The sequence below is a fragment of the Rheinheimera sp. genome (assembly GCF_020217005.1).
Classification (GTDB): domain Bacteria; phylum Pseudomonadota; class Gammaproteobacteria; order Enterobacterales; family Alteromonadaceae; genus Pararheinheimera.
This window is the reverse complement of the sequence record NZ_JAIWOI010000192.1, coordinates 1-10,000: the sequence shown is the minus strand read 5'-3', so window position 1 is coordinate 10,000 and position 10,000 is coordinate 1. Positions and strand designations below refer to the sequence as shown.

Sequence of the window (10,000 nt, the reverse complement as noted above, 5' to 3'; positions counted from 1 at the left end):
AGAATTTTGTCGGCTAAACCATACCAGTCTTTTTCGATACGATGCATCATTAACCGGGCATTCGCACGAGCTACAGGGTAAACCGGCATTAAAGGAGGATGTGGGAAACGTTCATCCAGATACTCGTTAATGATATCGGCTTTAAATAAAGCTAAATCTCTGTCCATCAAAGTGGGCAAAGAACCATAAGGATTAACCTCGTAAACATCCTCAGGCAGACTATCAGTGCTCACCTGCATAATATCTACCGTGACGCCTTTCTCCGCCAGTACCATTCTGACCTGATGACAGTACATGTCATTGGCTGTTGAAAACAAGGTCATCACAGCACGTCTGTTGGCAGAAATCGCCATAGGATCCTCCGGTTATAAGCATAAATACAAAGGGGCCTCGCGGCCCCTTCAAAGGCTAACATCTATGTCCTTAGTGGACATCTCTCCAGTACTCTTTCTTCAGCAGGAAAGCGAAGATAAAGAAAATACCTAAGAAGATTAGAACTTTTACACCTAAGCTGTGAGACTCCAGTTTGGAAGGCTCACCAACGTATTCCAGGTAGTTCACCAGATCAGCAACAGCACGGTCGTATTCTTCCGTACTCAGTTCACCTGAGCCATCAGTTTTAATACCTACGTCCACTTCTGTGGGTACACCGTCAACCAGACGAGTTTCAGTCGCCTTGTAAGGGATACCCTGCAGCTCTTGTAACACATGTGGCATACCTACTAATGGGAACACTTCGTTGTTCACCCCAAATGGACGGCTTGGGTCCACATAGAATGTACGCAGATAAGTGTAAATCCAGTCCGGACCACGAACCCGGGCTACGTTGGTTAAATCTGGTGGCGCAGCACCAAACCAGTTGGCCAGGTCAGCTTTAGGAGCTGCGTTTTTAATATGGTCACCCACTTTATTCGCAGTAAAACCTAAAGTAGCCATACCTACGTCATCAGGAATACCTAAATCGCGGAAAGTACGGGAATAACGCTGGTACTGCATCTGGTGACAACCCAGACAGTAGTTTTGGAACATACGGGCACCACGTTGCAGTGACTCTTTGTCCGTCAGATCAATAGGTGCCTTGTCTAAATGCACAGCATGACCACCAGCCGCCATAGCAGCGCTGGATGCTACCAACGCCAGTACAGTAAATAACTTTTTAATCATCAGGATAACCTCACTGGCAACGGCTTGGTTTTCTCATTTTTGCTGTAGAACCATAACAGGCCAAAATACGCAAAATAGGTGAATGAGAAAATCTGCGCTAACAAGGTATAAGTTGGAGTCGCAGGTAATACACCTAACACACCTAACACCACAAAGCTGATGCAGAACATCACTAAGTTAGCCTTGTGCAGGTTGCTACGGTAGCGGACTGAACGCACCGGGCAACGGTCTAACCATGGCAACAAGGCAAGGAAGATAATAGCCAGGAACATAAAAATCGCACCAAACAACTGATCAGGTACAGCACGTAAAATGGCGTAGAAAGGCGTAAAATACCACACTGGTGCTATGTGCTCAGGAGTTTTCATCGGGTTTGCTGGCTCAAAGTTTGGTGGCTCAAGGAAGAAACCACCACCTTCTGGAGCAAAGAAAATCACAAAACAGAAGATAAACAGGAAGCCTACTACACCTACTATATCTTTCACCGTGTAGTACGGGTGGAAAGGAATAGCATCAACGATAATTTTTTTACCGCCTTTGGTGAAATACTCATGGAAAGTAAATTTATCAGACACGTTGTCTTCAATCTTCTGACCATCATTTGGACGCTTAACGTCGATACCATCAGGGTTATTGGAACCCACTTCATGCAGAGCAATGATGTGCAGGAACACCAGCACCACTAAAACCAATGGTAAAGCGATAACGTGTAAGGCAAAGAAACGGTTTAAGGTCGCGCCTGAAATAACGTAGTCACCGCGGATCCACAGAGTTAAATCATCACCAATTACCGGAATTACACCGAAGATAGAGATAATAACCTGAGCACCCCAGAACGACATCTGACCCCATGGTAACAAGTAACCCATAAAGGCTTCAGCCATTAAAACTAAGAAAATCAGCATACCGAAGATCCACAGTAATTCCCGTGGTTTTTGATAAGAACCATACATCATGCCACGCAGCATATGCAGATAGACGACAACGAAGAAAGCAGAAGCACCGGTGGAGTGCATATAACGCAACAACCAGCCATAGTCGACATCACGCATGATGTATTCAACTGATGCAAAAGCACCTTCAGCAGTAGGAACAAAGTTCATAGTTAACCAGATACCGGTCAGTATTTGGTTCACCAGTACTAACATGGCTAAAGAGCCAAAGAAGTACCAGAAGTTAAAGTTTTTTGGCGCTGGGTACTGCATCACATGGAGATTCATTTTTTCCATAAATGGCATGCGGTACTCAATCCAGCTCATAAAGTTTTTAAACATTAAGCTGTCCCCTCATCTGCACCAATTAAAATGGTGGTGTCATCGACAAACATATAAGGTGGGATCATCAGGTTTTTCGGCGCAGGAACACCAGAGAACACGCGACCGGCCATATCATAAGTAGAACCATGACATGGGCAGAAGAAGCCTGAAGGAATACCTTCAACCTGAGCTTCAAAATCATTCATGATGTAGGTAGGAGAACAACCCAGGTGAGTACAAATACCTACTGCGACAAAAATCTCAGGCTTTTTCGAACGGTGATCGTTTTTAGCGTAATCAGGCTGTTGTGGTTCTTCTGAGGCAGGGTCACGAAGTTTATCTACTGCTTTGGTCAGACTTTCCAGCATGGCTGGCGTCCGTTTCACTATCCACACAGGCTTACCGCGCCACTCTACCCGAATTAACTGCCCGTCTTCGAGTTTGCTAATGTCCGCGGTGACTGGTGCACCTGCTTGTTTAGCTTTTTCACTCGGATTCCAGGAAGCAATAAAGGGAACAGCAGCTCCAATCGCACCAACCCCACCAACTACAGAAGTTGCTATGGTCAGAAAGCGACGGCGACCATGATCTACAGGCGCATTGCTCATCCACTCATCTCCACGTTAAACGCTTAAATGTTGATATTTTAAGCGGCTGAATTACAGCGATTATTATAAGTTGAAAAATACGGCGGATCATAATGAAAAGCCCTGCTTTACACAAGGATTTAGCCGAATTCTCTTTGTTCTGACATCAGTTTTTCGACGAAATACGAAACCAGAATAGTCAGTAAAACTTTGCATCACCATGTTTTAACCTGAAAAAGACGTTTCTGTCATGATCAGGCACAAAAGCTGCGACATTCCGGACAAAAAAATCCTCTTCCTAATAGAGAAAAAAGCCGATCAGGAATTTGTTCAACCTCTTGTCCAGATTGAAAGAAAGGCGATGAAACTTTAATCCTGAGCAGAGTATAAATATCTGGCAATAAAAAACCCGGTACAAGACCGGGTTCTTTGCAACAAAAAACGAATTAACGTTTTGAGTACTGTGGACGCTTACGAGCTTTATGCAGACCCACTTTCTTACGTTCAACTTTACGGGCGTCACGAGTGACGAAACCAGCTTTACGTAATGCAGGGCGCAGAGACTCGTCGAACTCCATCAGAGCGCGGGTGATACCGTGGCGGATTGCGCCAGCCTGACCAGAAATACCACCACCTTTAACAGTGACGTATAAGTCAAACTTGCCTACCATTTCCACTAACTCTAATGGTTGCATTACAACCATACGAGCAGTTTCACGACCGAAGTATTCAGTGATAGAGCGTTGGTTGATAACGATGTTACCTGAACCTGCTTTGATGAATACACGAGCTGTAGAGGTCTTACGACGACCAGTACCGTAATATTGATTAGTTGCCATGTTCTGCTCCGATTAGATATCTAAAACTTGCGGTTGCTGAGCAGCATGTTGATGCTCTGCGCCTGCATATACTTTTAACTTACGGAACATAGCGCGGCCCAAAGGACCTTTTGGCAACATACCTTTTACGGCTGCTTCCAATACCATCTCCGGCTTCTTAACCAGCAGTTTTTCAAAGTTAATTTCTTTGATACCACCTGGGAAACCACTGTGAGAGTAGTACATTTTGTTTTTTGCTTTGTTACCAGTGACTGTCACTTTGTCAGCGTTTACAACGATGATGTAATCACCGGTGTCAACGTGTGGAGTGTACTCTGGCTTGTGCTTTCCGCGTAAACGAAGAGCGATCTCAGTTGCGATACGACCAAGTGTCTTACCTGTTGCATCAACAACGAACCAGTCACGTTGTACGCTTTCTGGCTTAGCAGTAAAAGTTTTCATCTAAAAACTACCCAAAAAAAATAACACTGTTACACCTAACACAATCTTCATTGTGTCGCTTATCGCACCCCTTCGAGTACATAAACTGCCAGGCTACGGCAGTTTCAGGCTGTAACGTGGGCCGGCCGCGGATTATATAGTAACCAATGATAAAAAACAGCCATTTAAAGAAAAAATTAAGGTAAATGTTGTTTTGCCAGATAATCCTGCGATTGCATCTCCTGCAGACGGCTTAAACAGCGCTTAAATTCGAAAGACAAAATTCCTTCTGTATAAAGCTGTTCCATAGGTACTGCTGCAGAAACAATAAGTTTGACGTGGCGCTCATAGAACTCATCGACCAGCGCAATAAAACGTCTGGCGACATCATCTCGGGTTTGCCCCATCTGGGTCACATTCGACAGCAACACAGTGTGGTAGCACTTGCTCAGTTCCATATAGTCATATTGACTACGGGCCGTTTCACAGAGCTCCGGAAAATCAAACCAGATAATGCCATCGGCTTCTTTGCGACTGGTTAAAGTACGGCCGGCAATTTCAATCTTCGCCTCGTCCTGGCGCGGTTCTACTGACAGGGCAAGAAAATATTCCGCCAGATTGCAGTCCGCTTTTTCATCCAAAGGCGAATGATAAATTTCAGCCTGAGTTAAAGTGCGCAGCCGGTAGTCAATACCACTATCGACATTGACGGTTTCAGTGTGTTGTTTAATCAGTGCTATCGCTGGTAAAAACCGCGCCCTTTGCAGACCGTTCCGATACAAACCATCTGGCTCTATATTAGACGTTGCCACCAGTGTAATACCGCGAGCAAACAGCTCCTGCATCAGGGTGCCTAATATCATTGCATCTGTGATGTCTGAGACAAAAAACTCGTCAAAACACAAAATATCAGTTTCAGCCTTAAAGCGATCCGCTACAACTTTTAATGGATCTGACACGCCATGCAGAGATTTCAGTTCCTGATGCACTTTGTGCATAAAGCGGTGAAAGTGAATACGAAGTTTACGGTTAGTCGGCAGGCATTCGTAAAAGGTATCGACCAGATAAGTTTTACCGCGGCCTACACCGCCCCAGAAATAAAGTCCCTTCAGTGGTGTTATCATCGGCTTTTTACCAAGCAATTTATCGAAGAAACTTTGTTTGATCGGTTTATCCTGCACAAATTGTTGATACAGACGTTCCAGATGCTGGACAGCATTTTGCTGGGCCTCATCAAACAGAAAATCTTCGCGCTTGAGGTCTTGTTGATATTTTTGCAGTGGTGTCGTCATGCCGGATATTGAAAAATAAGCCAATTAACCCTAAATAATGGTCGTAATAGTAACATGCCTTACCACTCTGGATAAGAAGATAGGTTAAACTATTGTTGAACTAACTAATTTTTCAGGAGTTGTTATGACTGTTACTTTTGCCTTGGCCTGGCTGGTAGCTGGCTTAGTGGTTGGCATAGTGGCAACCCGCTTGTACTGTTTGCGCCAATTTAATCAAAGCAAACTGCAGGTTGAGCTAAACGAAACCAAACAGCAGCTGCAGCAATATCGTAGTGATGTCACAGAACATGTGGAAACCACCCACCAGTTGATGAGTCAGCTGCACGAAAACTACGAGAAAATTGCCCGCCATATGGCTCAGACCAAGATGCAGTTGATCGAAAGACCAACTTTTGACAACCGTAGCGAGCTGAATTATTTCGCAGCAGACACTACGGCACAAATACGCCAGTCGATCCATAAGCTGGATGAGCGTCGTAAAGTGAAGGATGAACCATCCTATCAGCCATTGGATTATTCCAATACGGCCAGTGGTTTAATGAAAAATAAAACTGAACGAAACTCATCAGACGACTGAACTTTTCGACTGGTAAAGCATTCTTAGTGACGTCATCTGTACGAAGGAGCATTACCTATATGAAGTCGCAGTTATCTTTAGTAAGTATCAGTATTTTAGCCGCCTTTCTGCTGGCGCAACCTGCGCCAGTGCAAGCTAAGTTACCATTTTTTGGTGCTGGCGATCAGGAAATGCCGAGCCTGGCTCCTATGCTGGAGAATGTAACTCCAGCCGTTGTAAATATCTCAGTGGCAGGTAGCCGTGAAGTACGTCAGCGTCTGCCTGGTGCATTAGAACAATTCCTCGGCCGTGGTGGTGAGTTGCGTCAGGAACAACCGTTCCGCGGTTTAGGTTCAGGTGTGATCATAGATGCGAAAAAAGGCTATGTGGTCACTAACCATCACGTCATCAACGACGCATCCGATATCCAGGTGACCCTAAAAGATGGTCGCAATTTCAAAGCTAAAAAAATAGGTGAAGATCCAGAAAGCGATATCGCCTTGTTACAAATTGAAGCACAAGATCTGGTCCAGGTAGAGTTGGCTGACTCAGACAAGTTAAAAGTAGGTGATTTTACCGTCGCTATAGGTAACCCTTTTGGTTTAGGCCAAACTGTCACTTCTGGTATTGTCAGTGCGTTGGGACGAGGTGGTCTGGGCATTGAAGGTTACGAAGATTTTATTCAGACCGATGCGGCGATCAATAGTGGGAATTCAGGTGGAGCTCTAGTCAACCTGAAAGGCGAACTTATAGGTATTAATACCGCCATATTGGGGCCTAACGGCGGCAATATTGGTATTGGTTTTGCCATTCCTGCCAATATGATGAAAAACCTTGTGGCTCAGTTTGTTGAGTATGGCGAGGTGCGTCGTGGTGCTTTAGGCGTAAGAGGTGGAGACTTAAACGCTGAAATAGCTAAGGCGATGAAAGCCAAAACCAACAAGGGCGGTTGGGTACAAGAGGTGATCCCTGGCTCAGCGGCAGACAAAGCAGGTTTAAAAAGTGGCGACATTATCACCCACCTCAATGGCAAACAGATTGATTCATTTACTGAGATACGCGCTAAAATCGCGACTCTGGGTGTAGGCAAAGAGATCAGCTTAGGCATACTGCGTGAAGATAAAGCCATGACCGTGAAAGTCACGCTGGAGGCCGCTGAAGCAACGACTGCAGAAGCTAAAGTGCTGCATCCTATGTTGGAAGGAGCGAGCTTAAGCGATGGTAAAACGCCGGATGGCGAACCAGGCATAGTCATAGATGATGTCGGTGCTCGTTCACCTGCAGCAGCTTTAGGACTGGAAAAAGGCGATGTCATTGTAGGTGTCAGTCGCAGCCGTGTGACTACTACTAAAGAATTGCGTGAAATCCTGAGTAAAAGTTCAGGCGTCATAGCCCTGCAAGTGCAACGTGGTAACCGTATCCTTTATGTATTAATACGTTAACTTTTTGCAGTAGCAAGCCTGTGGCTTGCTACTGCAACTTCTCATTTAGTGTTATGCTTGCCACATCTATTAGTTTCATAATTTCTTCCCGTGCCCAAACTTCTGATAAGTCTATTAAAAAGTGTCGCTTATGGTCTGGCAATCGCCATGCTGTGGCTGTTTTTTTTCAGTCAGAATCCAGGAATAAAGCTGAATTTTTGGCAGCAGAAAGAACAACTGCCCGCTCCTGTGTCTTACTCTAAGGCTGTGAGGGCTGCTGCACCTGCGGTAGTCAATGTCTATACCAAAAGCACGACTCAGGATCCCCGCTCCTACCAAAGCCGGACTATTGAGCGCCAGGAGCTGGGTTCTGGCGTCATTATGAATGCTCAGGGTTATGTGCTGACCAACTACCATGTGGTGTACGGCGCAGACCAGATTTCAGTGGCACTTCAGGACGGCAGAGTCTTTGACGCTGTGCTGATTGGTCAGGATCAACTGACTGACTTAGCCGTACTTTTTGTAGAGGCCGACAATTTACCTGTGATACCACAAGACGCCAGTTTAGAACCTCAGGTCGGCGATGTAGTGCTTGCTATAGGGAACCCATTTAACCTGGGCCAGGCTATTACTCAGGGTGTCATTAGCGCAACTGGCCGGGCTGGCTTAAGCCCTGCTAATGGTTATGCCGACTTTATGCAAATGGATGCGGCTATTAACGCAGGCAACTCAGGCGGCGCTCTGATTAATAGCAATGGTGTATTAGTAGGCATTAACACTGCGGCTTTCCAACGCCAGCGCAATCAGGACATTCAGGGGATATTTTTTGCTGTGCCTTATCGTTTAGCCAGCAATGTGCTGCAAAAACTGATTCAGCATGGTCGGGTGATCCGCGGTTATTTAGGGGTTAGCGGAGATCCCGTAGTTAATCCTGCAGGAGACCTGATGATCTCCACCGCCCAGACCTTGTTTGGTGTCAAAATCAGCGCTATTGAGCCTCTGAGTCCAGCTGCTATAGCGGGTCTGGAAGTGGGCGACATACTGCAACAAATCAACGGTGTAACTTTGACCAGCGTACATCATGCTCTGGATTTGATTGCGGAAACGCCACCGGACACAACACTGCAAATGTCGGTCGAACGGGACGGAAAAACACTGACTATACCTGTAGTGATCCGCGAGCTGAACTAAGCTGGTCTCGCCAAAAAACAAAAAAAGCCAGTTTTCACTGGCTTTTTTGTTTCTTTTACAGCAGCATCTTAGGACTGAGCATTAATACGCTGAATATTGGCACCCAAACCTTTGAGTTTGTGTTCAATTTGCTCGTAGCCTCTATCGATATGGTAAATACGATCGACCACAGTCTCACCTTCAGCCACCAAGCCAGCAATAACTAAACTCGCAGAAGCACGTAAATCCGTCGCCATCACCTGAGCACCCATCAGCTTGTCGGTATGCTTAATCAAGGCAGTATTACCTTCCAGCTGAATATCAGCCCCCATACGTTGCAACTCTGGTACATGCATAAAACGGTTTTCGAAAATAGTTTCAGTCACCATACCAACTCCCTGCGCAACTACATTCAGAACAGTAAACTGAGCTTGCATGTCGGTCGGGAAACCAGGATGGGGTACAGTTTTTACATTGACCGATTTTAATGTACGACCTGTCATATTCAGACGAATCCAATCCGCACCGGTTGTCACATCTGCGCCTGCTTCACGCAGCTTCTCAAGCACCACTTCCAGCTCTGCAGGAGAGGCGTTTAAACACCTAACATCGCCACCAGTCACAGCAGCAGCTACTAAGAAGGTGCCTGTTTCAATACGATCAGGTAATACAGTGTGATTCGCGCCGTGCAGCTTTTCTTTACCCGTAATACGGATAGTGTCAGTGCCTGCACCATGAATATCAGCACCCATAGCGATCAGGTACTTGGCTAAATCAACCACTTCAGGCTCACGGGCCGCATTTTCAATAATGGTTAAACCATCAGCCAACACTGCAGCCATCATCAGGTTTTCAGTGCCTGTGACGCTGACCATATCCATAAATATATGAGCGCCATGTAAGCGGCTCGCCTTAGCTTTAATATAACCAGCTTCTACTGTGATCTCCGCGCCCATTTTGCGCAAACCATCAATATGCAAATTAACAGGGCGGGCACCTATGGCGCAGCCACCTGGCAATGAAACTTCGGCATGACCAAAACGAGCTAATAATGGCCCTAACGCCAGAATTGAGGCGCGCATGGTTTTCACTAACTCGTAGGGAGCCATCTGACTGTGGATTGCTGTCGCATCTACCGTGACCTGATGGTCCTCCCGGCTGACTTCAGCACCAAAAATACGCAACAATTTAAAGGTGGTATCAATGTCTTTCAACACAGGAACATTGCTCAGCACCGACGGCTGTTCAGCCAGAATAGTGGCAAATAAAATAGGTAGTGCGGCATTTTTAGCGCC

Annotated in this window: 11 protein-coding genes; 3 read left to right on the top strand and 8 right to left on the bottom strand. The window is 45.8% G+C overall.

What is annotated here, in order from left to right; all coding sequences use genetic code 11:
- From LDL40_RS09440 to zapE, 7 genes are all read right to left on the bottom strand, one after another.
- On the bottom strand, positions 1 to 353 hold a 353-nt coding region (locus LDL40_RS09440; RefSeq protein ID WP_300995069.1), incomplete at its 3' end, for a glutathione S-transferase N-terminal domain-containing protein.
- Positions 354 to 423: 70 nt separating this feature from the next.
- The gene (locus LDL40_RS09435; protein WP_300995068.1) at positions 424 to 1,164 is read right to left on the bottom strand and encodes a cytochrome c1; all 741 of its coding nucleotides are present in this window, start codon (positions 1,162 to 1,164) and stop codon (positions 424 to 426) included.
- Positions 1,164 to 2,438 carry a cytochrome bc complex cytochrome b subunit gene (locus LDL40_RS09430; protein WP_300995067.1) on the bottom strand — a complete coding sequence of 425 codons (1,275 nt, stop codon included), beginning with the start codon at positions 2,436 to 2,438 and terminating at the stop codon, positions 1,164 to 1,166. The genes LDL40_RS09435 and LDL40_RS09430 overlap by 1 nt, the downstream gene beginning before the upstream one ends.
- Positions 2,438 to 3,028 (bottom strand): ubiquinol-cytochrome c reductase iron-sulfur subunit, encoded by a 591-nt coding sequence (gene petA / locus LDL40_RS09425; protein WP_300995066.1) that lies wholly within the window; start codon positions 3,026 to 3,028, stop codon positions 2,438 to 2,440. The genes LDL40_RS09430 and petA overlap by 1 nt, the downstream gene beginning before the upstream one ends.
- 425 nt (positions 3,029 to 3,453) lie before the next feature.
- Complete coding sequence (gene rpsI, locus LDL40_RS09420) at positions 3,454 to 3,846, bottom strand: 30S ribosomal protein S9 (protein WP_008899943.1); 393 nt, start codon at positions 3,844 to 3,846, stop codon at positions 3,454 to 3,456.
- Positions 3,847 to 3,858: 12 nt separating this feature from the next.
- Positions 3,859 to 4,287, bottom strand: coding sequence for a 50S ribosomal protein L13 (gene rplM / locus LDL40_RS09415; protein ID WP_046519663.1), 429 nt, complete (start codon positions 4,285 to 4,287; stop codon positions 3,859 to 3,861).
- A 176-nt stretch (positions 4,288 to 4,463) separates the two neighbouring features.
- Positions 4,464 to 5,558, bottom strand: a complete 1,095-nt coding sequence (gene zapE, locus LDL40_RS09410) for a cell division protein ZapE (RefSeq protein WP_300995065.1) — start codon at positions 5,556 to 5,558, stop codon at positions 4,464 to 4,466.
- Positions 5,559 to 5,682: 124 nt separating this feature from the next.
- On the opposite strand from zapE, the gene LDL40_RS09405 reads away from it, so the two are divergent.
- From LDL40_RS09405 to LDL40_RS09395, 3 genes are all read left to right on the top strand, one after another.
- Positions 5,683 to 6,135, top strand: a complete 453-nt coding sequence (locus tag LDL40_RS09405; RefSeq protein WP_300995064.1) for a YhcB family protein — start codon at positions 5,683 to 5,685, stop codon at positions 6,133 to 6,135.
- 59 nt (positions 6,136 to 6,194) lie between these two features.
- On the top strand, positions 6,195 to 7,556 hold the full coding sequence (locus LDL40_RS09400; protein WP_300995063.1) for a Do family serine endopeptidase: 1,362 nt from the start codon (positions 6,195 to 6,197) through the stop codon (positions 7,554 to 7,556).
- Positions 7,557 to 7,703: 147 nt separating this feature from the next.
- The gene (locus LDL40_RS09395; protein WP_300995062.1) at positions 7,704 to 8,726 is read left to right on the top strand and encodes a trypsin-like peptidase domain-containing protein; all 1,023 of its coding nucleotides are present in this window, start codon (positions 7,704 to 7,706) and stop codon (positions 8,724 to 8,726) included.
- 68 nt (positions 8,727 to 8,794) lie between these two features.
- Here the strand turns inward: LDL40_RS09395 and murA are convergent.
- Positions 8,795 to 10,000, bottom strand: a 1,206-nt coding sequence (gene murA / locus LDL40_RS09390) for a UDP-N-acetylglucosamine 1-carboxyvinyltransferase (protein ID WP_300995061.1), incomplete at its 5' end; no start/stop codon positions are given.